Source organism: Bradyrhizobium sp. RT6a, assembly GCF_040547675.1.
Taxonomy (GTDB): domain Bacteria; phylum Pseudomonadota; class Alphaproteobacteria; order Rhizobiales; family Xanthobacteraceae; genus Bradyrhizobium.
Genome location: NZ_JBEPQC010000001.1, coordinates 751,855 through 777,841 on the forward strand (window position 1 = coordinate 751,855; position 25,987 = coordinate 777,841).

At 64.0% G+C, this 25,987-nt stretch carries 27 protein-coding genes; 15 read left to right on the forward strand and 12 right to left on the reverse strand.

The features are described 5' to 3' along the window. Positions 1–9: 9 nt before the first annotated feature. Complete coding sequence (locus ABIC03_RS03795) at positions 10–906, forward strand: alpha/beta hydrolase family protein (protein WP_354055643.1); 897 nt, start codon at positions 10–12, stop codon at positions 904–906. Positions 907–913: 7 nt separating this feature from the next. On the opposite strand, the gene ABIC03_RS03800 is transcribed toward ABIC03_RS03795, so the two are convergent. Together ABIC03_RS03800 and ABIC03_RS03805 are read right to left on the reverse strand one after the other, a co-directional pair. Further along, a complete protein-coding gene (locus tag ABIC03_RS03800; RefSeq protein WP_354055645.1) occupies positions 914–1,177 on the reverse strand; it encodes a hypothetical protein in 264 nt (87 codons plus the stop codon). A gap of 187 nt (positions 1,178–1,364) precedes the next feature. Beyond that, positions 1,365–2,849, reverse strand: coding sequence for an aldehyde dehydrogenase family protein (locus ABIC03_RS03805; RefSeq protein ID WP_354057492.1), 1,485 nt, complete (start codon positions 2,847–2,849; stop codon positions 1,365–1,367). Between the two features lie 113 nt (positions 2,850–2,962). Here ABIC03_RS03805 and ABIC03_RS03810 point away from each other — a divergent pair, with 113 nt between their 5' ends. Then, complete coding sequence (locus ABIC03_RS03810; protein ID WP_354055653.1) at positions 2,963–4,045, forward strand: substrate-binding domain-containing protein; 1,083 nt, start codon at positions 2,963–2,965, stop codon at positions 4,043–4,045. 32 nt (positions 4,046–4,077) lie between these two features. On the opposite strand, the gene ABIC03_RS03815 is transcribed toward ABIC03_RS03810, so the two are convergent. Beyond that, complete coding sequence (locus ABIC03_RS03815; protein ID WP_354055656.1) at positions 4,078–4,653, reverse strand: hypothetical protein; 576 nt, start codon at positions 4,651–4,653, stop codon at positions 4,078–4,080. Between the two features lie 159 nt (positions 4,654–4,812). Between ABIC03_RS03815 and ABIC03_RS03820 the strand changes: the two genes are divergently transcribed. Continuing rightward, positions 4,813–5,751, forward strand: a complete 939-nt coding sequence (locus tag ABIC03_RS03820; protein WP_275167443.1) for a LysR family transcriptional regulator — start codon at positions 4,813–4,815, stop codon at positions 5,749–5,751. Positions 5,752–5,773: 22 nt separating this feature from the next. Here the strand turns inward: ABIC03_RS03820 and ABIC03_RS03825 are convergent, their stop codons facing one another. The 5 genes from ABIC03_RS03825 to ABIC03_RS03845 form a co-directional block, all read right to left on the reverse strand. After that, entirely contained in the window at positions 5,774–6,358 is a 585-nt protein-coding gene (locus ABIC03_RS03825) for a TIGR00645 family protein (protein ID WP_007608795.1), read from the reverse strand. 31 nt (positions 6,359–6,389) lie between these two features. After that, positions 6,390–7,025: a TerC family protein gene (locus ABIC03_RS03830; RefSeq protein ID WP_063992876.1), complete on the reverse strand. Its 636-nt coding sequence runs from the start codon at positions 7,023–7,025 to the stop codon at positions 6,390–6,392. Further along, positions 7,022–7,384, reverse strand: a complete 363-nt coding sequence (locus tag ABIC03_RS03835; RefSeq protein ID WP_275167444.1) for a hypothetical protein — start codon at positions 7,382–7,384, stop codon at positions 7,022–7,024. Before ABIC03_RS03835 ends, ABIC03_RS03830 begins: the two co-directional genes overlap by 4 nt. Before the next feature lie 2 nt (positions 7,385–7,386). Further along, entirely contained in the window at positions 7,387–7,860 is a 474-nt protein-coding gene (locus ABIC03_RS03840; protein ID WP_275167445.1) for a tellurite resistance TerB family protein, read from the reverse strand. Between the two features lie 435 nt (positions 7,861–8,295). Next, on the reverse strand, positions 8,296–8,676 hold the full coding sequence (locus tag ABIC03_RS03845; protein ID WP_354055659.1) for a nuclear transport factor 2 family protein: 381 nt from the start codon (positions 8,674–8,676) through the stop codon (positions 8,296–8,298). Between the two features lie 167 nt (positions 8,677–8,843). On the opposite strand from ABIC03_RS03845, the gene ABIC03_RS03850 reads away from it, so the two are divergent. From ABIC03_RS03850 to ABIC03_RS03880, 7 genes are all read left to right on the forward strand, one after another. Then, positions 8,844–10,601: an MOSC domain-containing protein gene (locus ABIC03_RS03850; RefSeq protein WP_354055661.1), complete on the forward strand. Its 1,758-nt coding sequence runs from the start codon at positions 8,844–8,846 to the stop codon at positions 10,599–10,601. A 172-nt stretch (positions 10,602–10,773) separates the two neighbouring features. Beyond that, positions 10,774–12,240, forward strand: coding sequence for a MocR-like pyridoxine biosynthesis transcription factor PdxR (gene pdxR / locus ABIC03_RS03855; protein WP_354055664.1), 1,467 nt, complete (start codon positions 10,774–10,776; stop codon positions 12,238–12,240). 72 nt (positions 12,241–12,312) lie between these two features. After that, positions 12,313–12,939 (forward strand): FMN-binding negative transcriptional regulator, encoded by a 627-nt coding sequence (locus ABIC03_RS03860; RefSeq protein ID WP_354055666.1) that lies wholly within the window; start codon positions 12,313–12,315, stop codon positions 12,937–12,939. A gap of 91 nt (positions 12,940–13,030) precedes the next feature. Beyond that, positions 13,031–13,858 (forward strand): class II glutamine amidotransferase, encoded by an 828-nt coding sequence (locus ABIC03_RS03865; RefSeq protein ID WP_354055668.1) that lies wholly within the window; start codon positions 13,031–13,033, stop codon positions 13,856–13,858. 21 nt (positions 13,859–13,879) lie between these two features. Then, a complete protein-coding gene (locus ABIC03_RS03870; protein WP_354055670.1) occupies positions 13,880–15,106 on the forward strand; it encodes a carboxylate-amine ligase in 1,227 nt (408 codons plus the stop codon). Between the two features lie 63 nt (positions 15,107–15,169). Beyond that, on the forward strand, positions 15,170–15,355 hold the full coding sequence (locus ABIC03_RS03875; protein ID WP_354055672.1) for a hypothetical protein: 186 nt from the start codon (positions 15,170–15,172) through the stop codon (positions 15,353–15,355). Positions 15,356–15,691: 336 nt separating this feature from the next. After that, the gene (locus ABIC03_RS03880) at positions 15,692–16,831 is read left to right on the forward strand and encodes a hypothetical protein (protein WP_354055674.1); all 1,140 of its coding nucleotides are present in this window, start codon (positions 15,692–15,694) and stop codon (positions 16,829–16,831) included. Positions 16,832–16,836: 5 nt separating this feature from the next. Here the strand turns inward: ABIC03_RS03880 and gor are convergent, their stop codons facing one another. Genes gor through rpiA form a run of 3 tightly spaced genes read right to left on the reverse strand, consistent with a single transcriptional unit; the run spans position 16,837 to position 19,515 of the window. Next, positions 16,837–18,225 carry a glutathione-disulfide reductase gene (gor, locus tag ABIC03_RS03885; RefSeq protein ID WP_354055676.1) on the reverse strand — a complete coding sequence of 463 codons (1,389 nt, stop codon included), beginning with the start codon at positions 18,223–18,225 and terminating at the stop codon, positions 16,837–16,839. Between the two features lie 55 nt (positions 18,226–18,280). Beyond that, positions 18,281–18,799, reverse strand: a complete 519-nt coding sequence (locus tag ABIC03_RS03890; RefSeq protein WP_354055678.1) for a DUF2059 domain-containing protein — start codon at positions 18,797–18,799, stop codon at positions 18,281–18,283. 2 nt (positions 18,800–18,801) lie between these two features. Then, entirely contained in the window at positions 18,802–19,515 is a 714-nt protein-coding gene (rpiA, locus tag ABIC03_RS03895; protein WP_354055680.1) for a ribose-5-phosphate isomerase RpiA, read from the reverse strand. A 176-nt stretch (positions 19,516–19,691) separates the two neighbouring features. Here rpiA and ABIC03_RS03900 point away from each other — a divergent pair, with 176 nt between their 5' ends. From ABIC03_RS03900 to ABIC03_RS03920, 5 genes are all read left to right on the forward strand, one after another. Further along, complete coding sequence (locus ABIC03_RS03900; RefSeq protein ID WP_354055682.1) at positions 19,692–20,381, forward strand: HAD-IA family hydrolase; 690 nt, start codon at positions 19,692–19,694, stop codon at positions 20,379–20,381. 136 nt (positions 20,382–20,517) lie between these two features. Beyond that, the gene (locus ABIC03_RS03905) at positions 20,518–21,015 is read left to right on the forward strand and encodes a hypothetical protein (protein WP_354055684.1); all 498 of its coding nucleotides are present in this window, start codon (positions 20,518–20,520) and stop codon (positions 21,013–21,015) included. A gap of 110 nt (positions 21,016–21,125) precedes the next feature. After that, positions 21,126–22,160: a GTP 3',8-cyclase MoaA gene (moaA, locus tag ABIC03_RS03910; RefSeq protein WP_354055686.1), complete on the forward strand. Its 1,035-nt coding sequence runs from the start codon at positions 21,126–21,128 to the stop codon at positions 22,158–22,160. 169 nt (positions 22,161–22,329) lie between these two features. Beyond that, positions 22,330–22,911, forward strand: a complete 582-nt coding sequence (locus ABIC03_RS03915; RefSeq protein ID WP_354055688.1) for a TRAP transporter small permease subunit — start codon at positions 22,330–22,332, stop codon at positions 22,909–22,911. 27 nt (positions 22,912–22,938) lie between these two features. Further along, positions 22,939–24,594 (forward strand): TRAP transporter large permease, encoded by a 1,656-nt coding sequence (locus tag ABIC03_RS03920; protein ID WP_354055690.1) that lies wholly within the window; start codon positions 22,939–22,941, stop codon positions 24,592–24,594. Positions 24,595–24,670: 76 nt separating this feature from the next. Here the strand turns inward: ABIC03_RS03920 and ABIC03_RS03925 are convergent, their stop codons facing one another. Further along, positions 24,671–25,759 carry a TRAP transporter substrate-binding protein gene (locus tag ABIC03_RS03925; protein ID WP_275167462.1) on the reverse strand — a complete coding sequence of 363 codons (1,089 nt, stop codon included), beginning with the start codon at positions 25,757–25,759 and terminating at the stop codon, positions 24,671–24,673. Positions 25,760–25,987: the final 228 nt, after the last annotated feature.

Below are 25,987 nucleotides of genomic sequence, written 5' to 3' on the forward strand. Positions count from 1 at the left end.
CTTCGGCCCATGGACGTGGCACTGGACGACGTTTTCATCGACGAGATCAGCTTCCCGGCGACCGACGGGTATGCGCTGAGCGGTACGCTATTCTTGCCGCGCGGCACCAAACGTCATGCCGTGTTGGTCAATTCGGCGACCGCCGTCCCGCGAAAAATCTATCGCGGCTTTGCCTCCTATCTCGCCCATCGCGGCTGCGCGGTCCTGACCTACGACTATCGCGGCATCGGCGACTCCCGGCTGCCGGCGATGGTCGGCTACAACCAGCCGAAATCGCTGGTCGGCTTCAAGGCCTCGATGTCGGACTGGGCCGCGCTCGACGTCACCGCCGCAGTGCACTGGATGCGCCAGCGCTACAATACCCTGCCCTTGACCTATGTCGGGCACTCCTTCGGCGGCCAGGCGCTCGGGCTGATCGCCAACAACACGGACATTTCGCGCGCCGCGTTCGTGGCCTCGCAGGCGGCGACCTGGCGGCTGATGACGTCGCCGGAAAAATACCGCGTCTTCGCCTTCATGAATTTTGTCGGCGTGCCGCTCGTCCACGCGCTCGGTTACGCGCCGGGCTGGGCCGGCATCGGTGAGGATTTGCCCAAGGGCGTCTTCCTGCAATGGGCCGATTGGGTCTCGAGCCCGCGCTATCTCTTCGATTCAAAGCTGCCGGCGCTGGAGAATTTCGCCAAGTTCAAAGGCGAGCTGCGCACACTCTGCTTCTCCGACGATCCCTGGGCGACGCGGCCCGCGGTCGAGCTGCTTGCGAGCGGATTCACCGCGATCAAGCCGGAGGTGCTCAACGTGAAGCCGTCCGACGTCGGCGCCAAGGCGATCGGCCATTTTGGCTTCTTCCGCCCCGACCATCGCGACACATTGTGGCGCGGCGTCGCGGAGTGGATCCAGGGAGAGTAGACGGCACTTACCGGAGGATCGTTGTCAGCGACGAGTAGCGCTTGTTCGGCTTGGCCTCGCCCGGCGCAAACTGCGCGAAGGCGTCGCTGACGCGGACGGCCGGCGGCGTATCGCCGGCGAAACGAAACTCCTTCGGCCGCGGCGCGTAGAAGCTGGCGCTGTAATAGGCGTCGTCGAAGCGCGCCTCGCCGATCCCGAACATTGCGTCGCACGCGAACAGAAGTGCGTAGACTCCCGCGATCGCGACGACGATCTCCCTGAGAACTGACATGCTGATGCCCAACCCTGTTGCAGGCAGAATGCACGCCGGTTCCAAAGCCGGGGTTTAAGGCCGCATAGTTCTTGTTCGCAGGGTTTGCCGCCGCTGAGCGGAATGCAGACAACTTTATCGATCTCGAAAAAAGAGCCCGCCTGCACGGGTGGTCAGGCGGGCTCCAGGCTTGGCCGCTCGGGAGGTATCAAACGGCCAGGTTCATCCAGACAGCCTTGGGCTCGGTGAAATTGTCGAGCGCGGCGGAACCGTGCTCGCGGCCAAGGCCGGAGTCGCGCTCGCCGCCCCAGGGCAGGCGCACGTCGGTGTAGCCATAGGTGTTCATCCACACCGTGCCCGCGCGCGCCCGCTTGGCGAAGCGCTGCAGCCTGCCGATGTCGCGGCTCCAGACGCCGGCGGCGAGGCTGTAAGCCGTGCCGTTGGCAATTCGCAAAGCGTCGGCCTCATCCTTGAACTTGATGACGCTGACGACGGGCCCAAAGATCTCCTCCTGCGAGATCCGCATCTCGTGCGCGACATTCGCGAACACCGCGGGGCTCATGAAGTAGCCGCGGTCGCCGACCTTCTCGCCACCGGTGACGAGGGTCGCGCCCTCCTTCCGGCCGATCTCGACGTAATCGAGGATCGACTTCATTTGCTTCTCTGAGATCACGGGCCCGAGCACCGTCTTGCGGTCGAGCGGGTCGCCGATCCTGAGCGACTTTGCGCGCGCCGCCAGTCGTTCGACGACCTCGTCATAGGCCTTCTCCTGTACCAGCACGCGGGAGCCGGCCGAGCAGACCTGGCCTGCGTTGAAGAAGATGCCGGAAGCCGCAGCTTTCGATGCGGCTTCGAGATCGGCATCGTCGAAAATGACGTTGGCCGACTTGCCGCCCAGCTCGAGCGAGACGCGCTTGAAATTGCTTGCGGCGCCCTTCATGATTCCTCGTCCCACGCCGGGAGAGCCGGTGAAGGTGACCTTGTCGACGTCGGGGTGATTGACCAGCGCGTCGCCGACGACGCGGCCGGGGCCAGTGACCACGTTGAAGACGCCCGCCGGCAGGCCGGCTTCGAGCGCGAGCTCGGCGATGCGCAGCGCCGACAGCGAGGTCAGCTCGGCCGGCTTCATCACGAGGGTGCAGCCGCAGGCCAGCGCCGGCGCGAGCTTCCACATCCCGATCATCAGCGGGAAATTCCAGGGCACGATCGCCGCGACCACGCCGACCGGCTCGCGCACGGTATAGGTCAGGGCATCATCGCGCACGGGCACGACGTCGCCGCTGATCTTGTCGGCCCAACCGGCGTAGTAGATCAGCGTGTCGACGGCGGCCGGAAAATCCTGCCGCGATGTCGCGGCGATCGGCTTGCCCGCATCGATCGACTCGAGTTCGATGATCTCCTCGGCGTGAGCCTTCAGCAGCTCAGCCCAGCGCAGCAGGATCTGGCCGCGTTCGGACGCCCGCATCGTGCGCCATGGGCCTTCGAAAGCCCGGCGCGCGGCGGCGACCGCATGCTCCACATCGGCCTCGTTGCCTTCGGCGACGACGGCGATGACCTGCCCGGTGGCCGGATTGAGCGACTTGAAGGTGCGACCGGAGCTTGCGGGGATGCGGCGGCCGTCGATCAGCAGATGCTGTGGCCGGGACATGAACTCGGTGGCCGGCGAGTGTGCAAAGTCATATGCAACAGACATCATATTTCCTCCCGTTCTGGTATACCAGACTAGGCGCCTAGTGCCTGGAGTAAATATGATATGAATTGCAAATGGATCGCCGTCATATGAAGTGTAGTTCATAAGGAAGACCAATGCTTCAGATCGAGATCGAGGCCGTCTGGCGGTTTCGCCGCGAGGGCAATCCGCGCACCGCCATCGTCATGCTCGGCGTCCTCAACGAGATCAGGAGAACCGGGAAGATCACCAGCGCAGCCAAGGACGCGCACCTCTCCTATCGCCACGTCTGGAATCTGATCGAGCAATGGTCGGAGTTCTTCGGCACGCCGCTGGTGGAAACCCAGCGCGGCAAGGGCTCAAAGCTCACACCGTTCGGCGAGCGGCTGGTGTGGGCGGGCGAGCGCATGCAGGCCCGCCTCGGACTTCAGCTCGAAAATCTGGCGCAGGAGCTGGCGAACGAGATCAAGCCGTTCCTCGAGCAGCGCCCGTCGGTGATCCGCGTGCATGCCAGCCACGGTTTTGCGGTCGCAAAACTGCGCGAATTCCTCGACCGCGAGCCCGGCATCGGCGTCGATCTGCGCTATGTCAGCAACCAGCATTCGCTGGTCTCGCTGGCGCAGGGGGCCTGCGATCTCTCGGGCCTGCATCTGCCGCACGGCGCCCTACGCGCCCAGGGCATCAAGGCCGCGCGCGAGTGGCTCGATCCGCGCGAGGATCGCATCATCAGCTTCGTCACACGCGAAATGGGATTGATGGTCGCGCGCGGCAATCCGCTGCGCATCGCGTCTATTGATGATCTCACCGGACCAAAAGTCCGTTTCGTCAACCGCGACCACGATTCCGGCACGCGGCTTCTGTTCGACCAACTGCTCGCGGCAAATGGAATCGACGAGAGCCGCATCAACGGCGCGCAACAGATCGAGTTCACCCACGCCGCGGTCGCAGCCTATGTCGCAAGCGGCATGGCCGATGCGAGTTTCGGCGTCGAAGCCGCCGCCCGGCATTTCGGCCTCGATTTCATCCGGCTCCTGACCGAGGATTATTTCTTCGTCTGCAAGCGCGCGTTCCTGGACACCGGGCCGATGCAGCGCATCCTGGAGATCATCCGCAGCGCCGATTTTCGCGCGGCCGTCGCCACCCTGCCGGGTTATGTGCCGTCGGACACCGGCACCGTCACCGGCGTGAAGGCGTTTCTGGAGATGCACGCCGTGCGATGATGCCGAAGGATTCCATCGCCTGTCCGCGCCGGTCAGATCGCCGGCTCGTCCTTCAGCGCTGACATGACCTGCTCGCCCTGCGCGGTCAGGCGATACGTCACCAGCGGACGGCTCGACGGAGGCTTTCGCGCGAGCTCGACGATGTAGCCGCGCACCATCAGCGCTTCGAAGCTGCCGTAATAGCCGAACATGCTGATCTGGTTCTGCCTGAGCAGCCTGAACTCGCGCAGGAGACGTATCTCGTTGCCCGACAGCAGCGACCGGCGCACGCGCTGAACGAACCGTACGCGCTGCTCAAACCAGACCTGGTCCGGCAGTTCGTGCGAGACTGGTGCCGGGGCCCGTTCGCAGGGACGCGCGTCCTGCGCAATCTCGACCGTCACCTGCGGCAGGCATGGCATGCTGCTGCTGACAACCGCGTCCTTCGCCACGTCGAGCAACACGAGCGGCCAGCGCCGCTTGTTGTCCACCATAACAGGCGGTGGCACGACGCTGTCGCGCACCAGCTGCTCGAAGCGTCCGGCGGTCACGCCGACATAGGCAGCCGCGCGACGGCGATCGACCAGACGCGTGTCCGGCGCGACCTCGCAAACAATGTTCTCGTCCACCCCGGATCCCCTCGCGCCTCGTTGCGCATGGCATGACGGTCCGGCGGGACCGGCCAAGCCGGCGGCGAACCTAGGTGGGAGAAGCGCGCTCGAAAAGCAGAGAATTTCGTACATGTTGATGCCGTTTCGGCAACAGTTATAGTCAGACCCGGGGGTCCCATGCGCTTTCACTCACCGGCCATCCAGTACTTCCACGCCGTCCGCCGCACCGGCTCGATCCGGGCCGCGGCGCGCGTGCTGAACGTTGCCTCGTCGGCTGTAAGCCGCCAGATTCTCAAGCTTGAACAGGAGGTTGGGTCACCGTTGTTTGAGCGCAATGCGCGCGGCCTGACGCTGACGACGGTCGGCGAGATGTTGGCCCGGCACGTCATGAACGTGCTCCAAGACCTCGATCGCTTCCGCTCGGACGTCGCGTCCCTGTCGGGGACCTGGCATGGCACCGTCAGCATTGCCTGCATCGAGTCGCTCACGGAATCGGTGCTGCCGGACCTGATCGCCTCCCATCGCGGCCGGGCCCGGCGCGTCAGCTTCACCGCCGAGGTGAAGGGATCGTCGGATGTGCTGGAGGCACTGAGCCGGGGCGAGGCCGACATCGGCATCGCCATGGCGCTGCGCCATCCGCCGGACCTGCGCCAGGTCGCCTTGAAACGGTTTCGCCTGGGTGCAGTCGTCGCGCGCGAGCATCCGCTGGCGCGCGGCAAGACGGTCACGCTGACCCAATGTCTCGCTTTTCCCGTCATCCACGCGCTGCCGGAGCTGTCGATCTACCATCTGCTCCAGCCGCTGATCGCTCAGCTGTCCGAGACGCCGGAGCCGGCGATCCAGGCCAACTCGATCGACCTGATGCGCGAACTCGCCGCGCGCGGCGTCGGCGTCGCCTTCCAGACCCAGCTCGGCATCGGCAGGCTGTCACGTGACAGCCGGCTCGTCTTCCTGCCGCTCGACAATGCCGGCAGCCCGGTCTGGTCCGATCTCGGCATCTACGTTCGCGCCGAGCGCACCCTGCCCGCCTACACGGAATCCTTCCTCCAAGAGCTGGTGCGCGAATTGGGCGAGCGCGAGCGGCAGGAAAACGCGGCCTACCCGCAGATCGCCTGATCAGGCGCCGCCGGTCGAGTGCTCAGCCGTGGCCGGCTCCCTTGCGCTGGCCGCTCTCGCTGAGGCGGTCGACCCAGGCGATGCCAATGGCGGAGATGATGAAGGTCAGATGGATCAGCACCTGCCACATCACGCCGCTCTCGGTGAAATTGCTACGCGTCGTGCCGAGATTGCCCGCCTCGATGAAGGTCCTGAGCAGCGAGATCGAGGAGATGCCGATAATCGCCATCGCAAGCTTGATCTTGAGCACGCTGGCGTTGACATGGCTCAGCCATTCCGGCTCGTCCGGATGACCGCTGAGGTTCAGTCGCGAGACGAAGGTCTCGTAACCGCCGACGATCACCATCACCAGCAGGTTCGAGATCATCACGACGTCGATCAGCCCGAGCACGACCAGCATGATCTGTTGCTCGCTGGCGTCGAATGAGTGCACGACCAGGTGCCAGAGCTCCTTCAGGAACAGCAGCACATAGACGGCCTGCGCAACGATCAGGCCGACATAAAGCGGAACTTGCAGCCAGCGCGAGCCAAAGATGAGTTGGGCGAACGCGCCGATTTGCGGCGCCGGCACGGAAACCGCCGAAGGTGCTTTGGGTTCGGACGTCATTGATCACTCCGGATGATAGACAGACGTTGCCTCAGAGACTCGCGATCACAGGCGCGAGCTCGAGCGACCCGCGATAGATCATCTCGAAGGCGACGTAAACGATGATGGCGAGGCCGACATAGCCGATCCAGCGCTGCTTCTGGAGCACGCGGCCGAGCAAATCGGCGGCGACGCCCATCAGCGCGACCGACAATAACAGGCCGAAGGCGAGGATGTAGGGATGCTCGCGCGCAGCGCCCGCGACCGCGAGCACGTTGTCGAGCGACATCGAGACGTCGGCGGCGACGATCTGCACGGCCGCCTGTCTAAAGGTCTTTCGGGAGGCAGGAGCAGCGCTGCTGCCGCCGTGGCTGAACGCGAACTCGTTCGCATGCGCGGACTGCTCGCGCAGCTCCCGCCACATCTTCCAGCATACCCAGAGCAGCAGCACGCCACCGGCGAGCAATAGCCCGATCACTTGCAGAAGCTGGGTCGCGACGCCGGCAAAGACGATGCGCAGGGCGGTGGCGGCGATGATACCGACGACGATTGCGCGCCGCCGCTGCTCGGCCGGCAGGCCCGCTGCGGCAAGGCCAATGACGACGGCATTGTCGCCGGCGAGCACGAGGTCAATCAGGACGACCTGAAACAGAGCGGTCAGCGCTTCGGTTGTGATGAATTCAGTCATGATTGGTCATTTTTCGGTGCGGACGAATCGAGCCAATGCGGCTTCTTCCGCTCGACCCAATCCAAAACCTTGGCGCGCGAGGATCGCAGCGCGGGCACGTCTTCAGCGAGCAAAGCCAGGCCGAGCGGGAGCATCCAGACGCCGAGCACCGGCAGGAAGGAGAGCACGCCGCCGACAATGAGCAGCGCGCCCGAGGGAATTCTCACCCAGCGGCTGGACGGCTTGAGCAGATAGGTGACGGTGTCGCCCATGCGCGGCGGCAGGCGAAGGACAAGCTTGTCGAGGCGCGGGTCGCCGCCGGCCATCTGGCCGGTAGCGCCCGCAGTCCCCGTCTTATCCTCGTCCGAAACTGCGCTCATGCTTATTCCTCGGCGGCGATGCGCTGATCGGCACGCACTGCACCCGGCGCCACCTGCTTTGCGCGCGGCAGCACCAGCGTCAGCAAGCGCAACAGCTTGATCGCCTGCACTTCATGGGGATGCACGTCCTCGTCCGCGGCCGCGACGCGCTCCGACAGTTCCATCAAATGAGCCGACAGCGGCAGGTCCGAAACCGGACGCAAATTGTCGATCACGACATTGGCGAAATCCGGTTCTTCGAGACGTTCGGCAAGCTCGTCGAACATCGCGTAGAGCCGGTCGTCAGACATGTGCGGTGCCAGCTTGCGATCCCGGATGAAACGGACGACCTCGTCGCGTTCGACCGGCGAAACTTGCCGGTCGGCGACCGCAACCAGCGCGCCGACGATCACCAGCGCTACCGCAGCCTGCTCGTTCAGGCTGGACGGCTCGGTGATCTCGATTTCGATCGGATTTGAATGCTTGGCGTCGGACATCGTTGCTCCCGTATCTTGCGAAATGACCGCACGGGGCTGCGATGGGGACGATTGGGTCGGAGAGACTCTCAAGAAGGCCCGACGATCGGCCGATCCATCGCATTCGCGCGGGACAGGTCATCCGACATCGCGAGGTTTTGCCGACAACGTCGACTTCCTCGCCAGAGGGGCCCGGATTCTTGTTCCTTTTACACATAAAGGTGGGGCCGTCGGAATCAAGACGACGCGACTGCGACTAGCCGCCGCATCGGGTTCCGTGTTGCCACATTGGCTAAGCAGTTCTGCGTGCTCCGCACCTGCGATCATGTCTTTTGCTGTCATCGCCCGCAGGCGGGCGATCCAGTACTCCGAGACGTCCGTAGTTTGTCGAGAAGCCGCAGCGTACTGGATTCCCCGCCTGCGCGGGGAATGACAGCGGAGTGCGGAGCGCTCAGCCTACCCCGTCCGCTCGACAAGATTCGCCCGCGAGGGCGACGGCTCGAACCTGTCGCCGAAATATTGCGTCTCGTGCGCCACCAGGCCGTCGCGGAATTCCATGATGCTCACGACGTAAGACGGCACAGCGTCATAGGTCAGCACGAACTCGCTCACCCAGAGATCGTTAGCGCCGACGATCCGCCGAACCGTGAAGCGCTTCTTGCTCGGCTGCACGAACCGGCTCTGCTGGATGTTGCTGCGACCGCGGATCCGCTCGCCGGACTGCGGATAGTCGAGCACCGCGTCCTCGCGATAGATGTCGTGCTCGGCCTCGAAATCGTTCGCATCCGAAGCGATCCAATGGCGCTGAAGCGCGGCCAGCTTGCCCTGATCATCCATCGTGATCTCCCGTTGTCCCGACTGCGTCCTCGTTACGCCATTTCAGATTGGCGCGCAGGCAGCCGGTGACAAGACTTGCTCGCAACCTCTAACAAAGACTAACGAGCCAAAAAGGCCCTCCGGATGCAAGGATGGTGCAGAGCCGCGCAGTGATTGGGGAACCCGCAATGGCACGTCTGCTTTCGGTCAATGTCGGTCTGCCGCGCAACGTCGCCTGGCAGGGTCGGACCGTCCACACCGGCATCTGGAAGGCGCAGGTCACAGGCCCGCGCAGGGTGCGCCGGCTCAACATCGATGGCGACGGCCAGGGCGATACGGCCGGCCATGGCGGCGAACATCGTGCCGTATTCGTCTATCAGGACGATTCCTATCGATATTGGCAGGAGCATTTGGGTCGATCGAACCTCGTTCATGGCCAGTTCGGTGAGAACTTTACGGTTGAGGGCCTCGCCGACACCAACGTGTGCATCGGAGACCGCTACAGGATCGGCTCCGCGCTGTTCGAAGTGACGCAGCCGCGCGTCACCTGCTACCGGCTCGGCATTCGCATGGACGAGCCGGACATGGCTGCGCTGCTGGTCAGGCACGGCCGGCCCGGATTCTATTTCCGTGTGATCGAGGAAGGCGACGTCGAAGCCGGCGACGAGATCACGCGGATCGCCGTGGGACCCGAGCGCATGAGCGTGTTCGAGATCAATGCGCTGCTTTACACGCCGCCGCATCCGCGCGAACGCCTGGAGCGCGCGCTGCGGATTCCCGCGCTGAGCCGCGGCTGGCAGCGTTCCTTCGAGGCGCTGCTCGAGCAGCAGAAGGACAACAAGACCGCGGGAAACGCGGGGCTTGGGCCGGCGTCGAGCCCAGCTCCGGCCTGGCGCGGATTCCGCTCCTTTCGCGTAGCGCGCAAGATCGCGGAAAGCGGCAACGTGACGTCGCTGATCCTCGAACCTGCCGACGGACATCCCGTGGCGACCGCGCTGCCCGGTCAATACGTCGTCATCAGGCTCGAGCCTTCCGCTGCGCAGGCGATGACGCGCAGCTATTCGCTGTCGAGCGGCTCCGATGCAACGTCCTATCGCATCAGCATCAAGCGCGAAGCGCACGGCGCCGCCAGCCGCTACATCGCCGACGAGCTGCTGGCCGGCGCTGCCGTGCAGCTCGGTGCGCCGCGCGGCAGTTTCACGCTTCGACCAGGGGCCCGGCCCGTCGTCCTGCTGAGCGCCGGCATCGGCGTCACCCCGGTGCTCGCAATGCTCCACGCGCTCGCGGCGGAAGCGACGACGCAGGTCGTGTGGTGGCTGCATGGCGCCCGCAACGGCCGCGAACAGGCGTTCGCCGCCGAGGCGCGCGAATTGCTAAGTGGGCTCTCTCATCACCGTAGCCACGTCTGCTACAGCGCGCCTGACCCGGGCGATCGTCTCAATGTGGAGTTCGATACAGCCGGACATCTCGACGCACGCCTGCTCCAGAGTCTGAGCGTGCCGCGTGACGGCGATTTCTATCTGTGCGGACCAGCAGCCTTCATGAGCGATCTGAAAGCTGGCCTCACCACGTTGGGCATCGCACCGGATCGCATCCACACCGAATTGTTCGGCGCCGGACCATCCTTGACGCCCGGCATAGCGTCCTCCCCGCAGAAGCGAGTGCACCCGCCGGTCGGCGCTCCCGGCCCCGGCCCTGTGGTTTCGTTCGCCCGCAGCGGCCTCAATGTCTGCTGGGGGCCATCCTACGCCAGCCTGCTGGAGCTGGCCGAAGCCTGCGATGTCCCCGTGCGCTGGTCGTGCCGGACCGGCGTCTGCCACAATTGCGAGAGCGGATTGATCGCGGGGGCGGTCGACTATGCGCCGGATCCGCTCGATCCGCCGGCGGACGGCAATGTCCTGATCTGCTGCTCACGCCCCCGCAACGACGTCGTGATTGATCTATAAAAGTGGAGACCTGTCATGCGAGGTGGCGCCCCGGCCTCCTTGCGTTGTGGGACCAGGGCCGCAAGGAGCATTTTCATCCCTACGGCAAGGCTTACGTCGAAACTCTCGGCGAACGGGATTAGAACCACATTCCGACATGGTCCGCTCGGGCGAATGCCGGCTCGGAATGTGGATGATCCAGATGAAGACCAAACCCGCCCCCCGTGCCGACCGCATGGGCGCGCGCCAGATCTACGAGGCCCTGAGAGATCAGATCGTGGCGCAGGTGTACGGGATCAACGGGTTGCTGCCGTCCTCCCGCGCGCTGGCCGGCGAGATGGGCGTGGCGCGCTCGACCGTCACGGTCGCCTACGAACAGCTCGCCGCCGAAGGCTTCATCGAGACACGCCATGGTGCGCGGCCGCGTGTGGCCCGCGCCGTCGTCGAACGGGGACGCACGCGCGTAGTGTCGCAGCCATCGGCGCGGAAGGTGCGGCTGTCTGCGTTCGGTGAGCGATTGCTTCAGGACCCGCCGCGCTGGACCGAGCCGCCGCGCGGGCTCGTCGCGAACTTCCGCTATGGCGAGCTCGCGCCGTCGGATTTCCCGGTGCTGGCATGGAAGAAGGCCGTGACTGCCGCGATGGCGCGCAAGCCCGAGCGGCTGGCCTATGACGATCCCTGCGGCGCGCTGCGGCTGCGGACCGCGCTTCAGGGCTATCTCTGGCGGTCGCGCAGCGTCCGCTGCGAGGTCGATCAGATCGTCGTCGTGAACGGCTCGCAGCAGGGCCTCGACATCTGCGCCCGCCTGCTGCTCGACGCCGGCGACCGCTTCGTGATGGAGGATCCCGGCTATCAGATGGCGCGGCATACTTTCGCAGCGACGGGCGCCGAGACGAGCCCGATCCCGGTCGATGCGGATGGACTGGAGACCACGCGGCTCGATGGCGTCGAAGCCCGCCTCGCCTATGTCACGCCGTCGCACCAATATCCGCTCGGCGGCGTCATGCCGATCGGACGCCGGCACCAATTGCTCGCCTGGGCCAGGGCAAACGACGCCTACGTGATCGAGGACGATTACGACAGCGAGTATCGCTACGACACCAAGCCGATCCCGCCGCTGCATACGCTGGAAGGCGGCGACAACGTGATCTATCTCGGCACCGTCTCCAAGACGCTCTCCCCCACCTTGCGGATCGGCTATCTGGTGGTGCCCACCGCCCTGCGATCCCTGTTCGCCGCCGCTAAGCAGATCATGGACCGGCACACGCCGCTGATCGAACAGGACGCTCTCGCTTCGATGCTCGAAAGCGGCGCCTATGACGGCCACATCAGGCGCGTGCGCCGGCGCAACGCCGAACGCCAGGGGGCGCTGCTCGACGCGCTCCGCCGCCGGTTCGGGAATCGCGTCCGGATCGAGGGCACGGCCGCAGGCCTGCACATCGTGGCGTGGTTCGATGATCTGCCGCAGAAGCGTGAGGACGCGTTGATCAAGGCGGCCCATGCCAAGGGCCTCGGCATCTATCCCGTCTCGGCACTGTTCGTCGGACCTCGCCGACCGAGGAAGATAGTCGGCCTCGTCATGGGCTATTCGGCGCTGGAGGTCGCACAGATCGAGCGCGGCTGCAGGCTTCTTGCACAGGCCGTCGCCGAACTGGACTGATCAAACAGACGATAACTGGCAGTTTCTTATAGGCCAGATTCCGGCTATCTCCAGATCGACACCGGAGATACCATGTACATCCCTCCTGCCTTCAAAGACGACATCGAGAGCATCCGGGCGACCATTCGCGGCGCCCGGCTCGCCAGTCTGGTCACGGCCACCAGCGAAGGCCCGGTCGCCACGCCGCTGCCGCTCTTTCTCGACGAGAGCGAAGGCGAGCACGGCGTGCTGTACGGACATGTGGCGAAAGCCAACCCGCAATGGAAACTGCCGCCGATCGGAGATGCGCTGGCAATCTTCAGCGGTCCCGACGCCTATGTGACGCCGTCCTGGTACGCGACAAAGCAGGAGACCGAAAAGGTCGTGCCGACCTGGAACTACGTCGCGGTCCATGCTTACGGCCCGGTTGAATTCTTCCAGGAGCCTGAGCGCCTGCTCGATGCCGTGACGCGGCTCACGAACAGGCATGAAGGATCACGCGCCAAGCCGTGGGCCGTTACTGATGCCCCCGAAGATTTCATCGCAGCGCAGCTGCGCGGAATCGTCGGCGTGCGCATTCCCGTCGTGCGGTTCGAAGGCAAGCGCAAGATGAGCCAGAACCGTCCCGAGGCCGACCGTGTCGGCGTCGCACAAGGACTCGCAGCAAGCGAGAGCGCACACGATCGGGAAGTCGCGCCGTTGATTCCGGTTCCGGTGTAGTGACCACTTGGTTCCCGACACTCGCGTCGGGAACCATCGTCCTGTCAGGTTGGTTGATACATTTCAGCAAGCATCTCCTGACAGGATTCCTATGTGCCGCTGGATCGCATACCGGGGCGAGACGACGTCCTTCGAACCCTACGTCACCGAGCCCGAGCATTCGCTGATTGCGCAAAGCATCCGCTCGCTTCAGTCGACGGCCGGCTCGAATGGCGACGGCTTTGGTCTCGGCTGGTACGGCGAGCATCCGGAGCCTGGTCTTTATCGTGAAACACGCCCCGCCTGGTCGGACGAGAATCTCCGCTACCTCTGCCGCCATCTGCGCTCGCATCTGTTCTTCGCTCACGTGCGTGCCGCCACCGGCACGGCGGTCACCCGGCAGAACTGTCATCCCTTTGCCTGCGGCCAGTGGATGTTCATGCACAATGGTTTCGTCGGAAGCTGGAATCGCCTGCGGCGTAAGGTCGAGGCGCTGATCCCCGACGCCTACTACCCCTCACGGACAGGCACGACCGATTCGGAAGCTGTCTTTCTCGCCATGATGGGCGCGGGTCTCGACGCCGATCCGCTCGGCGCAACGCGTCGCGTGCTGCAAGCCCTCGTCGGCCTCGTCAACGAAGGCGAGCTTCGTGAGCGGCTACGCTTCACCAGCGCCATCGCCAATGGCCGGGATCTCTATGCCTTCCGGGTTGCGGTCAACGATGCCGCCAACACGCTGTATTTCCGCGAGGCTGGCGGCCAGGTCATCGTCGTGTCCGAGCCGTTCGACAAGGAAACGGACTGGACGGAAGTGCCCGCGAATCACGCTCTGGTCGCGCGCGCGTCAGAGAGCGTGAAAATTGTTCCGTTCGACCTTGCAATTTCCGGTGGGGCCGACGCGGAACCCGCCCCGGTTAGAAGGATTATCGCCCGCAGGTAAATACCTTGGCCGGGTGGCACGATGACATTTGCTTCAGACGTTTTGAAACTGCTGCGGCTTGATTCATCGGAAGACAAGCAGCACCTCGTCATTCGCTCGGCTGGAGGACGCGGCAAGGCCGCGGAATATTCGTTCGGCATCGAGGAGGAATACTTCCTCGCCGATCGCCGCAGCCTGGAGGTCGCGATCCAGACCCCCAATGAGCTTTTCGAATCTGCGAACTGGTCGACTGGGGGTCAGGCGATGCGAGAGATGTTGCAGTCCCAACTCGAGGTCGCCACCAACGTTCATATCGACGTCGCCGACGCGCGCGAAGAGCTTCGCTTCCTGCGCCGCGAGGTCGCGAACGTCGCGGCACAATACGGCTTCGTGATCATGGCCTGCGGCACGCATCCGACCGCGGTCTGGCGCATGTCGCAACCAAGCCCGAAGCCGCGCTACGAGGAGATGATCGAGGATTTGCGCAGCATCGGCCACCGCAACCTGATGTGCGGCATGCACGTGCACGTCCAGCTGCCCGATCCCGAAAAGCGCATGGCGGTAATGCGAGCGATGCTGCCGCATCTGCCGTTGTTCATCGCCCTGTCGGCCTCCTCGCCGTTCTGGAATTCACACAAGACCGGACTGAAGGGCTACCGGCTCGCCGCCTATTCCGAGCTGCCGCGCACCGGCCTGCCCGAATTGTTCGAGAGCAGGCAGGATTACGACGAATATGTCGGCGCGTTGCAGCGCTCCGGCGTGATCCCCGATGAAAGCCACATCTGGTGGGCCATGCGCCCTTCCATGAAGCACCCGACCCTCGAGCTGCGTGCGCCCGATACCTGCACCTTCGTCGACGACGCCGTTGCCATTGCCTCGCTCTATCGCTGCCTGACCCGCTATCTCTATCTACGGCCTCATCTGTCGAAAGAGGTCACCGCGGTCGAACGCGCGATCGCGGTGGAGAACAAATGGCGCGCCCAGCGCTACGGCACCGATTGCATCTTTGCCTCGAAGGACGGGCCGGTCGAGATCTCCGAGCTGCTCTCCCGCGTGATCGGGGACATCGCCGAAGACGCCGGCGCGCTGAACTGCGCCGCCGAGGTCGAACACTGCCGCACCATCGTGGAACGAGGCAGCTCGGCTGAATTCCAGCTTCGCGCCTTCCGCGACAATGCGGAGGACATCGCCGCCGTGTCGCGCTGGATCGCAGACGCGACGATCTCGGGGACGAGCACCCCGGCCGCAGGCGTCGCCGCGCCCTCATAGCGTCCGCGCAAGCTTCGGGAGCGACAATGTCGGTCCTGAATCCGGAAGGTCGCGGAGAGAACCATGAATCGCATCAAATGTTGCGCCGGCTGCGGCCATGGTCTCATTCCGATGCTCTCTGCCAAAGGGCTCGCGGAGCTCAGCTGCCTGTGGTGCGAGCTCATCGAGGCGCGTGCAGCGGACATGGCGAAGTGGGCTGACAGCCCATACGGCAAGCCCGAGCGGATCGTCCGTCGATCTTTCGAATGAACGGCTTCAGACACCCGGACGCCGACTTCTCCTGATCGGCACGGCTGCACGTCCGCGCCAGAATGCCGACAAATTAGACAAGACACCTCTCGTCGCCGGGTTTGCAGACGGGGCGAACATGGCCATGCAGGCTGACGAAGCTTGTCATCTAACCTCAGGTGCAACCTCGATTTTTCTTCGCGTGGCGGCGGGTGGCAAAGCCTCGGTGCCGCGCGGCGCCTCGACTGGCCCAAAATTCGCAGGGCAGCATCAGGCCTGATCCCCTGCTCTCCCGATTGGAGCAGCAAGATGCGTGCGCCGAGAGACGGGGTGAGCGGCCCAGAATCGGAGAATGCCATGAACGTGCATGCCGCCGGCGATCTCAAAATCACCGGCCTCACCCGCCCGGACGGCGCGCCCCTTCGCCTCAACGCTCAGGATTTCGTGGCGATCGACCGCGACCGGAATGCGAAGTTCGAGGCGACGTACCGGCCGCAAGCCCTCTACAATCGCGCCAACGAGGGTTTCCACGCCAACAACGAAACCTTCCTGCTGCACGAAGTCGCGACCAATCTGCCGATCTATCTGCCCGACACCGGTCCCACAGATTTCCATCTTCATCTGCCGCCGGGCGGCTTTCAGCTCGTGTTGGTCACCTCGGGCGCGTTCACGTTCGATTATGACGGGCGCTTCTACAATGTCGGTCCCGGCGCGGTGATGCTGCAAAGCGCGATCGTGCACCGCCAGCTGTTCTACACCTGGTCGGGATTGTCGACCGAAGAGAATTTGAAGACGCCACAAACGGTGGCGCCGGATCCGATTTCCATGGGCTATTCCGGCAAATTCCTCGAAGCCTTCATCACCGATCCGACGACCTTTCCAAATCCGACCATTGTCGGCCCGGATCAGATCAACGAAGACGAGACACCACGGGTGGCATGGAGCCACTCCCTGCATGATCGCCCTGCGGACGCAGGCTTTTGGCTTCAGGACCCGCTGGCGCTGGATGCGCTGTTCAAGCCGCTCACCGACGGCCCGGTCAAATCATCCATGCCGGTCTATGTGCGCGACATCGGCATCGAAGTGCCGAGCGGCCATCTCGTCACCGGCCACATCATCGCAACCGATCCGCGCGGCCAATCGCTCCTGCCCAAGAGCACGTTGGCAGCAGCGGACGCCGCCTGTTTCGCCAAGGGTGAGGTCGTGATCTACCGCGTCATACGCGGCACGGCCGAATTCAGGAACAAGACTGGCGAGACCTTTGAGCTCGCGGCCGGCGACGTGGTGACGGCGGGGAAGAACGCCACAAGCCTCGTCGGTGTCGGCGAGAACACGCAGGTCCTGCGGCTCGGCCTTCTGAAAGGCATGAACGATCTTCGCAGCTGGACGCCGACACAGCGCGACGAGATCGACGGCCTCGCCGGTCAGATCATCACGCAGAGGGACATCCGTCCCCTGCGGACCGAGGGCAAGCCGGTGGGCTACCTCTACGGCTGAGCGGGCTACTCCGCCGCCTGGCGGACGTGGCGTGCGGTCGGGATGCGCATGGTGACGAGCTCTTCGGCCGCGGTCGGATGCAGCGCGATCGTCGCATCGAAATCGGCCTTGGTCGCCTTCATCTTCACCGCAATCGCGACCGCCTGCGTGATCTCCGCCGCGGCATCGCCGACGATGTGACAGCCGAGCACGCGATCCGTTGAACCGTCGACGACGAGCTTCATCAGCACGCGGGTATCGCGGCCCGACATCGTCGCCTTGATGGGACGGAACGTGGTCTTGTAGATGTCGACGTGGCTGAATTGCGCCCGGGCCTCGGTCTCGGTGAGGCCGACGGTGCCGACCTCCGGCTGCGAGAACACGGCGGTCGGGATGTTGGCGTGATCCACCTGCACCTCGCGCTTGCCGAACACGGTGTCGGCGAACGCATGGCCCTCGCGGATCGCGACCGGCGTCAGGTTGAAGCGGTGGGTGACGTCGCCGATCGCATAGATGCTGTCGACCGAACTCTTCGAGAAATGGTCGACCGCGATGCCGCCGTTCCGCGGGTTGATGGCGACGCCGGCCTTCTCCAGGCCGAGATTGGCCACCGCCGGATGGCGGCCGATCGCGAACATCACCTGGTCGGAGGCGAGGCTCGATCCGTTCGACAGATGCGTGGTGAATTCCTCACCGTGCCGATCGACCTTCGCCACCGTGCAGCCGGTGAGGATGGTGATGCCCTGCTTCTCCATCTCGGCGCGGACGTGGGCGCGAACGTCCTCGTCAAAGCCGCGAAGAATGTTGTCGCCGCGATAGATGACGGTGACGTCGGAGCCGAAGCCAGCGAAGATGCCGGCGAACTCCAGCGCGATGTAGCCGCCGCCCTGGATCACGATCCGCTTCGGCAGCTTGGCCAGGTGAAACGCCTCGTTGGAGGAGATCACGTGCTCGATGCCGGGAATCGGAGCGCCGTGATTGGGCGCGCCGCCGGTGGCGATCAAAATGTATTTTGCGGTGATCTTCCGGTCGTTCTCGAGCAGGCGAACGGTGTGCTTGTCCTCGATCACCGCGCGGCTCTTGACGATTTGCGCGCCCGACTTTTCGACATTGGCGGTGTAAGCCGCCTCCAGACGCGCGATCTCCTTGTCCTTGTTGGCGATCAGCGTCGGCCAGTCGAAGGTCGCAGGTGGAACGGTCCAGCCGAAACCGGCGGCGTCCTCGATCTCATGGCGGAAATGCGAGCCGATGACGAACAGCTTCTTCGGCACGCAGCCGCGGATCACGCAGGTCCCGCCCATGCGGTACTCTTCCGCGATCATCACGCGGGCGCCGTAACCGGCCGCGATGCGGGCGGCACGCACGCCGCCCGAACCGCCACCGATGACAAAGAGGTCGACGTCGAATTCAGCCATTGTCCACTCCGACCTCTTTCAGAACATGATCCGGATTCTGATCAGATAGGGACTGTCATATCTCCTTGCCACGCTTGCGCATCTCGGCGCGGAAGTTGCCCATCACGGTCTCGGAGAAGTTCTGGGCCCAGGAGTTCATGAAGGCCATGCTCAGCCCGATGGCGCGCGGCTCGGCCTCGATCAGCTTCTTGCCCAGCGGCGACTTGTAGAAGGTGACGAGATCCTTCAACTCCTGCTCGGTGAACTCGCTGGCATAGACCTGCGCCATGCCTTCGCCGATTTCGCTCTCGCGGCCCTTGAGCTGCTGGGCGACGACCTGGGCGACCTCGGTGAGGTCCTTCTGGTAGTTGAGGTTCTGCTGGATCAGCGCGATCTTGGTCTTCTCGACCAGGCCGGGCACGGCGTTCGCGTACATCGCACTGGCGTTCTTGATCGCCAGGATTTCCTTGGCGGCCGCGATGGCCGCCGGCGACGATTTCGGCGCCGCTGGCTGCTGGGCCCCGGCCGGGGCGACCGAGAGAGCCAGTCCCACAGCGAGGGTCGCGACGGGCAACAATTTCCAAACGCTCTTCATTCCTAGTCTCCCTTCGGCTTTCGCCGTTCAATCACGCGAATTCCCTCGCCACCCGCCAAAACAGCCGAGCTGGCCAAGCCGATGAACAAACCATGCTCGACGACGCCGGGGATCGCGCTCAACGCCGTGGCGAGGCGGGCGGGATCCTCAATCTTTTCGAGCTGGGCATCGACGATCCAGTGGCCGCCATCAGTGACGAAAACGTGGCCGTCCTTGCCGTTGCGGACCGCCATCTGCCCGGAAACGCCGCATTCCGCAAACGCCTTCTCGATCGCGCGTCGCGTTGCGCCTAGCCCGAACGGAATAACTTCGACCGGCAGCGGAAAGCGGCCGAGTGTCGGCACCCATTTGGTGTCGTCGGCAATCACGATCATGCGATCCGAGGCGGCCGCCACGATCTTCTCGCGCAACAGCGCTCCGCCGCCGCCCTTAATCAGATTGAGCTCGGGATCGATCTCGTCGGCGCCGTCGATTGTGATGTCGAGATGGTCGATCTCGTCCAGCGTGGTCAGCGGCACGCCGCAGCGGATTGCATCGAGGCGCGTCGCCTCGGAGGTCGGCACGCCGATCACTTTCAGTCCGGCGCGGACCCGCTCGCCGAGCAGCTCGACGAAGTGTTTCGCGGTCGAGCCGGTGCCGAGCCCGAGCTGCATGCCGTCTCGGACGTCCTCGAGGGCGCGCGCCGCAGCCTGCCGCTTCAATTGGTCCATGTTCACGTTTGCGCCGTCCCTGAATGACGAGTGTGCTGCCGGATAGGCTTGCGGCGGCCTGTGTAGCCTCGTTTTCCCTCGGAGAACAGGGTCTGGGGGAACAGGCCTCCGGGCCCGCCTTATAAGGTGATCTTATGGCTTCGGCCCTTGCGCGGGCGGGGCCGGGCCGGTAGCGCTGGACCATGACCCCCTCCCACACCATCGTCTTCGATCTCGACGGCACGCTTGTGGATACGGCGCCCGACCTGATCACCGCGCTCAATTACGTGCTCGACCGCGAAGGGCTGCCGCCAGTGCCGATGGCCTCGGCCCGCAACATGATCGGCGCCGGCGCCCGCAAGCTGATCGAGCGGGGGCTGGAGGCCGAGGGCCGCAGCGTCACGGTTGCCGACATGGACCGTATGACGGCCGATTTCATCGCCTATTACGCCGACAATATCGCCGTCGAATCCCGCCCCTTCGAGGGGTTGGAGGCCGCACTCGACCATTTTGCGGCCCAGGGCCATCGCCTCGCGGTCTGCACCAACAAGCTCGAATGGCTGTCGAAGCGCCTGCTGGACCAGCTGGACCTGAGCCGGCGCTTCGCCGCGATCTGCGGCGCCGACACTTTTGGCGTCCAGAAGCCCGATCCCACCATTTTCCGCGAAACGGTGGCGCGGGCCGGCGGCGAGGTCAAAGCCAGCATCATGGTCGGCGACGCCGGACCCGATGTCGGCGTGGCCCGGCGCGCCGGAGTTCCCGTCGTCGGAGTGAGCTTCGGCTATACGGACGTGCCGATCGCCGAGCTGAAGCCGGACCGGCTGATCCATCACATGCGCGACCTGCCGGCCGCCGCCAGCAGCCTGATGACTGCGCACGCAGATCTCAAGTAATTGACATCTCTTGGTTATTGCGCGGAATCCCGCGTTAACCATCTGCTAACTATGCGCGGCCCGCCGGTTGCTCGTTCGGAACGACGCTCCTAAGTTCGTCCGGGGATGTGGCGGTTCGTCGCACTAGGTGGATGTCATGCGTCGTGTCATCTCGTTTGCGTTAGCTGGAGTAAGCGTCCTCGGGGCAACAAGCCTTGCCGGCTGCTCCTCGATGTCTTCGATGTCCTGGGACATGTTCAAATCGGCCCCGCCGAGCGTCCAGGTCCGGCTCGAATCCAATCCTCCGGGTGCTGACGCCACGACCTCACTGGGTGGAGGCTGCAAGACCCCCTGCACCGTCTCGGTTCCTGCCCCCGAGGCCCCCTTCACAGTCGCTTTCGCGCTGCCAAAACACCAGCCGGTGAGCGTGCCGGTGAACGTCATCAGGAATCCCGGCGACTTCACGACGCCCGCCTCGGTCACCACCGACCCCAACCTGGTTTTCGCGGAGCTCCAGCCGGCACTTCCGCCGAAACCGGTCCGCAAGCCGCACCGGCCGAAGAAGCCGAAACCGGCGGCGCCCGCCGCTGCCCCTGCTGCTGCCGCGCCGGCCGCGGCCTCGCCGTTCCCCGATCCGAATACAGGCAAGCGCTGACCTCCGTCATCCCCCCAATTGTCTCTGACGCGTTCGATGCTTAGATTGCTTCCAGGACACCGCTGAAGCAAAAGCTGCTCGCGTTGCCGCAAGTGACAAGGCATTTTGGTATGAACGGACTTTCCGCGAGCCCCCGCACCGCGCTGTCGAGCGCGATGACCGATCCGTTCGGACGGACCATCTCGTATTTGCGCGTCTCCGTCACCGACCGCTGCGACCTGCGCTGCTTCTACTGCATGTCAGAAGACATGACGTTCCTGCCTAAGGCGGATCTGCTGACACTGGAGGAACTCGATCGGTTGTGCTCGGCCTTCATCGCCAAGGGCGTGAAGAAGCTGCGGCTCACCGGCGGCGAACCGCTGGTCCGCCGCAACGTGATGACGCTGGTGCGCTCGCTGTCGCGGCATCTCAAGAGCGGCGCGTTGAGCGAACTGACGCTGACCACCAACGGCACCCAGCTTGCGAAACACGCAAGCGAGCTCGCCGATTGCGGCGTCCGCCGCATCAACATCTCGCTCGACACGCTCGACCCGCAGAAGTTTCGCGAGATCACCCGCTGGGGCGAGATCGACAAGGTGCTGGAAGGCATCGAGGCGGCACGCGCTGCGGGCCTCGCGGTCAAGATCAACGCGGTGGCGCTGAAGAACCTCAACGAGGACGAACTTCCCGACCTGATGCGCTGGGCCCACGGCAAGGGCATGGGGCTGACGCTGATCGAGGTCATGCCGATGGGCGAGATCGGATCGGGACGAATCGATCAATACCTGCCGCTGTCGCTGGTGCGCGCGCGCCTCGCCCAGCAGTTCACGCTGACGGATCTGGCCGAGAGCACCGGCGGGCCGGCGCGCTATGTCAGCGTTGCCGAGACCGGCGGCAAGCTCGGCTTCATCACCCCGATGACCCATAATTTCTGCGAATCCTGCAACCGCGTGCGCGTCACCTGCACGGGAACGTTGCACACCTGCCTCGGCCACGAGGATGCCTCCGATTTGCGCAAACCTCTGCGTGCATCGGACGACGATTCGCTGCTTGCGGATGCGATCGACCGGGCCATTGGGCTGAAGCCCAAGGGGCACGATTTCATCATCGACCGCCGCCACGACCGCCCCAGCGTCAGCAGGCACATGAGCGTCACCGGCGGCTAGCATCGGCTGCCCGGCCGCGGCTTATTCCCCTTAACTATCAACAAACTTCCAATTGACTGGCGGCAAACTCGCTGGTTTGGTGCGGCTGCCTCATGCCTGCGCGGCGAGACAAGCCAACGCGCCACTCGGCGCAGTCAAGACGGCCGGGGCAAATCGGGGAGGACTAATCTTGCAAGCGCTCCTGAAGCTGAGCAATGGAATTGACGCGTTCACACGTTGGACGGGCAAGCGTTTGGCTTGGCTGATCCTGCTCGCCGTCGTCATCTCGGCGGTGAATGCGATCATTCGGAAGACGTTGGACACGTCCTCCAACTCGTGGCTCGAGCTGCAATGGGTGCTTTTCAGCATCGTGTTCCTGCTGTGCGCGTCCTGGACGCTGCTCGACAACGAGCACATCCGGATCGACATCTTCAACAGCATGATGCCGAAGCGGGCTCGCAACATCATCGACATCATCGGGCACATCTTCTTCCTGATCCCGCTGACCATTGTCATGATCGTGACCGGGATACCGTTCTTCCTGCGCTCGCTCCAGATCAACGAGCAATCCGGTAATGCCGGCGGCCTGCCGCAATGGCCGGCAAAAGCCCTGATCATGATCGGCTTCGCCCTCCTGCTCGTCCAAGGCATCTCCGAGCTGATCAAACGAATTGCAATCATGCGCGGCATGATCCCGGACCCTCACGAGTCGCAGGTATCCGCACTAGAGGCCGAGGTCGAGCACCTCGTTGAAGCGATCGAAAAGAAGTAGCCGCTGGCGACGGTTTAGGGGGAAGTCATGACTGCGTTTATCATCGCCAATCTGGCGCCCATCATGTTCGGGACGCTCGTCGTCGTGCTGCTGCTCGGCTATCCGGCGGCATTTTCGCTCGGCGCCGTCGGCCTCTTCTTCGCAATCATCGGCGTCGAGCTCGGGCAATTCCACCCGGACTTTCTCCAGGCCCTGCCCGAGCGCGTCTATGGCGTCATGAACAACGACACCCTGCTCGCCATTCCCTTCTTCACCTTCATGGGACTGGTGCTCGAGCGCTCCGGCATGGCCGAGGATCTGCTCGACACCATCGGCCAGTTGTTCGGCACCATCCGCGGCGGCCTCGCCTACGCGGTGGTGTTCGTCGGCGCCCTTCTCGCGGCGACGACCGGCGTCGTGGCGGCTTCGGTGATCTCGATGGGCCTGATCTCGCTGCCGATCATGCTGCGCTACGGCTACGACCGCCGCGTAGCGACCGGCATCATCGCGGCCTCCGGCACGCTGGCGCAGATCATTCCGCCGTCGCTCGTCCTGATCGTGATGGCCGACCAGCTCGGCAAGTCGGTCGGCGACATGTACGAGGGCGCGTTCATTCCGGGCCTGGTGCTCGCCGGCCTCTATGCAAGTTACGCGTTCCTCGTGACCATGATTTTCCCGAACGCCGCCCCGGGCCTGCCGAAGGAAGCGATCGGTTTCCGCGAGGAGAGCGGCGACCGCGGACTCAAGTCGCTCGGCGTGCTGTTCCTGGCGAGCTGCGTCTTCGGCTGGTTCATGATGCGGAACTCGGAGACACACGGCGCCGACTTCGTCGTGCTCAGCATGTTCTTCGGCATCCTCTTCGCGTTCTTCGTCGCCATCGCGAACTGGGTCCTCGACAAGCTGACGGGCTTCCGTTTCCTCTCGAAGATGGCGCAACAGACCACCTTCGTCATGGTGCCGCCGCTGTTCCTGATCTTCCTGGTGCTGGGCACGATCTTCATCGGTGTCGCGACGCCCACCGAAGGCGGCGCCATGGGTGCAGCCGGCGCCCTCATTCTCGGAGCCGCGAAGCGGCGGCTGACCTGGGACCTGATCCGTCAGGCCACCGAATCAACGGCGAAGCTGTCCGCGTTCGTCGTCTTCATCCTGGTCGGGGCACGCGTGTTCTCGCTCACCTTCTACGGTGTCAGCGGCCACGTCTGGGTCGAGCACCTGCTGACCTCCCTGCCGGGCGGCCAGGTCGGCTTCCTGATCTTCGTCAATGCCTTCGTGTTCGTGTTGGCGTTCTTCCTCGATTTCTTCGAACTCGCCTTCATCGTGATCCCGCTGCTCGGGCCCGCTGCCGAGCATCTCGGCATCGACCTGATCTGGTTCGGCGTCATCCTCGGCGTCAACATGCAGACGTCATTCATGCACCCGCCATTCGGATTTGCGCTGTTCTATTTGCGCTCGGTCGCGCCGAAGGAGCGCTATACCGATCGCGTCACGGGCAAGCGCATGGAGCCGGTCACGACGGGACAGATCTATTGGGGTGCGGTGCCGTTCGTTGTGATCCAGATGATCATGGTGCTGCTCGTGATCATGTTCCCTTCGATGGTGATGCACTACAAGGGCGTGCAGTCCACCGTCGATCCCAACAGCATCAAGATCGACATTCCCCAGATCGATCTGCCGCCGCTCGACTTCGGCCAGCCGAAGCAATAGCGCCCGGCCCGCCCGCAAAAAAGAACCCGGAGCTTTCGCTCCGGGTTTTTTCGTTTGGGCCGATCGTGGCTCGCAATCAGCTCTGCGAGTTGCGCGCCATGAAGTTGTCGTAGCCGACTTCGGCGACCTGGAACCACTGATATCCGTTGTTCGAGAACGCGGTCAGCGATTCGTAGACCTTCTTGAAGTCCGGATTGCTGGCCGAGACTTCGGTGTGCAGCTCCTTTGACGCCTTGAAGCAGGCCTGCATGACCTCGGGCGAGAACGGATGCAGCTTGGCGCCGGCCGCGAGCAGGCGCCGCAACGCCGGTGGATTGGCCTGGTCGTACTTCGCCATCATCCAGTTGTTGGCATAGTGCCCCGCCTGCTCGAGGATGCTCTGATAGTGCTTCGGCAGCGCGTTCCACTTGTCCTGGTTGACGAAGGCGAGAAGCATGGGCCCGCCTTCCCACCAGCCCGGGAAGTAATAATGCGGCGCGACCTTGACGAAGCCGAGCTTCTCGTCGTCATAAGGTCCGACCCATTCGGCAGCGTCGATGGTGCCCTTCTCCAGCGCCGGATAAATGTCGCCTCCGGCGATCTGCTGCGGCACCGCGCCGAGTTTGGCCATCACTTTTCCGGCGAAGCCCCCGATGCGGAATTTCAATCCGCTGAAGTCCTGGGGAGTCTTGACCTCCTTGCGGAACCAGCCACCCATCTGACAGCCGGTATTGCCGGCAAGCAGCGAGACGACGTTGTACTTCTTGTAGAACTCGTTGAGGATGTCCCTGCCGCCGCCGAGTGTGTACCAGGCCTGGTTGATGCGCATGTTCGGTCCGAACGGCACCGCCGATCCGAAGGTGAAGGTCGGGTCCTTGCCAAAATAATAGTAGGACGCAGTGTGGCCGATTTCGCAGGTGCCGTTCTGCACGGCATCGAGCACCTGAAGGCCCGGCACGATCTCGCCGCCGGCAAATGTCTGAATCTGGAATTTGTTGTCGGTCGCTTCCGCGACCATCTTGGCCATCATCTCGGCGCCGCCATAGAGCGTATCGAGTGATTTCGGCCAGCTCGTCGGCATGCGCCATTTGATCTCGGGCGTCGTCTGCGCGATCGCTGGAGCGGCGAGCGTGGCGACACCCGCCGCACCAAGCCCGGTGACCTTGATGAAGTCTCGTCTTTTCATGATTTCCTACCCTGATGGATTGTGACGGTGGGCCTTCTTGCCGAGGCTTGGAGGCCAGCATGGAACATGTCTCGTCCGATTTCCATCCCTCACGATGTGAGGGATGGAAATGCTCAGCTCCCGCGCCATCGGGTCCTACGACTTTAGGCTTAGATCGATAGCCGGTGATCGGAAGACGGAGCACGAAGTGGTGCAGACCCGTTGGACGCCTGGCGACCACACGGCGCC

Coding starts and splice junctions, on each gene's coding strand:
- ABIC03_RS03835 (WP_275167444.1), bottom strand. CDS start 7,384: ATGAGCGCAGTTTCGGACGAGGATAAGACGGGGACTGCGGGCGCTACC.
- ABIC03_RS03850 (WP_354055661.1), top strand. CDS start 8,844: ATGGCACGTCTGCTTTCGGTCAATGTCGGTCTGCCGCGCAACGTCGCC.
- gor (WP_354055676.1), bottom strand. CDS start 18,225: ATGGCTGAATTCGACGTCGACCTCTTTGTCATCGGTGGCGGTTCGGGC.
- ABIC03_RS03845 (WP_354055659.1), bottom strand. CDS start 8,676: ATGGATGATCAGGGCAAGCTGGCCGCGCTTCAGCGCCATTGGATCGCT.
- ABIC03_RS03860 (WP_354055666.1), top strand. CDS start 12,313: ATGTACATCCCTCCTGCCTTCAAAGACGACATCGAGAGCATCCGGGCG.
- ABIC03_RS03805 (WP_354057492.1), bottom strand. CDS start 2,849: ATGTCTGTTGCATATGACTTTGCACACTCGCCGGCCACCGAGTTCATG.
- ABIC03_RS03800 (WP_354055645.1), bottom strand. CDS start 1,177: ATGTCAGTTCTCAGGGAGATCGTCGTCGCGATCGCGGGAGTCTACGCA.
- ABIC03_RS03830 (WP_063992876.1), bottom strand. CDS start 7,025: ATGACTGAATTCATCACAACCGAAGCGCTGACCGCTCTGTTTCAGGTC.
- ABIC03_RS03795 (WP_354055643.1), top strand. CDS start 10: ATGGACGTGGCACTGGACGACGTTTTCATCGACGAGATCAGCTTCCCG.
- ABIC03_RS03925 (WP_275167462.1), bottom strand. CDS start 25,759: ATGAAAAGACGAGACTTCATCAAGGTCACCGGGCTTGGTGCGGCGGGT.
- moaA (WP_354055686.1), top strand. CDS start 21,126: ATGAACGGACTTTCCGCGAGCCCCCGCACCGCGCTGTCGAGCGCGATG.
- ABIC03_RS03880 (WP_354055674.1), top strand. CDS start 15,692: ATGAACGTGCATGCCGCCGGCGATCTCAAAATCACCGGCCTCACCCGC.
- ABIC03_RS03875 (WP_354055672.1), top strand. CDS start 15,170: ATGAATCGCATCAAATGTTGCGCCGGCTGCGGCCATGGTCTCATTCCG.
- ABIC03_RS03820 (WP_275167443.1), top strand. CDS start 4,813: ATGCGCTTTCACTCACCGGCCATCCAGTACTTCCACGCCGTCCGCCGC.
- ABIC03_RS03825 (WP_007608795.1), bottom strand. CDS start 6,358: ATGACGTCCGAACCCAAAGCACCTTCGGCGGTTTCCGTGCCGGCGCCG.
- ABIC03_RS03865 (WP_354055668.1), top strand. CDS start 13,031: ATGTGCCGCTGGATCGCATACCGGGGCGAGACGACGTCCTTCGAACCC.
- ABIC03_RS03920 (WP_354055690.1), top strand. CDS start 22,939: ATGACTGCGTTTATCATCGCCAATCTGGCGCCCATCATGTTCGGGACG.
- ABIC03_RS03890 (WP_354055678.1), bottom strand. CDS start 18,799: ATGAAGAGCGTTTGGAAATTGTTGCCCGTCGCGACCCTCGCTGTGGGA.
- ABIC03_RS03900 (WP_354055682.1), top strand. CDS start 19,692: ATGACCCCCTCCCACACCATCGTCTTCGATCTCGACGGCACGCTTGTG.
- ABIC03_RS03810 (WP_354055653.1), top strand. CDS start 2,963: ATGCTTCAGATCGAGATCGAGGCCGTCTGGCGGTTTCGCCGCGAGGGC.
- ABIC03_RS03870 (WP_354055670.1), top strand. CDS start 13,880: ATGACATTTGCTTCAGACGTTTTGAAACTGCTGCGGCTTGATTCATCG.
- ABIC03_RS03840 (WP_275167445.1), bottom strand. CDS start 7,860: ATGTCCGACGCCAAGCATTCAAATCCGATCGAAATCGAGATCACCGAG.
- pdxR (WP_354055664.1), top strand. CDS start 10,774: ATGATCCAGATGAAGACCAAACCCGCCCCCCGTGCCGACCGCATGGGC.
- ABIC03_RS03905 (WP_354055684.1), top strand. CDS start 20,518: ATGCGTCGTGTCATCTCGTTTGCGTTAGCTGGAGTAAGCGTCCTCGGG.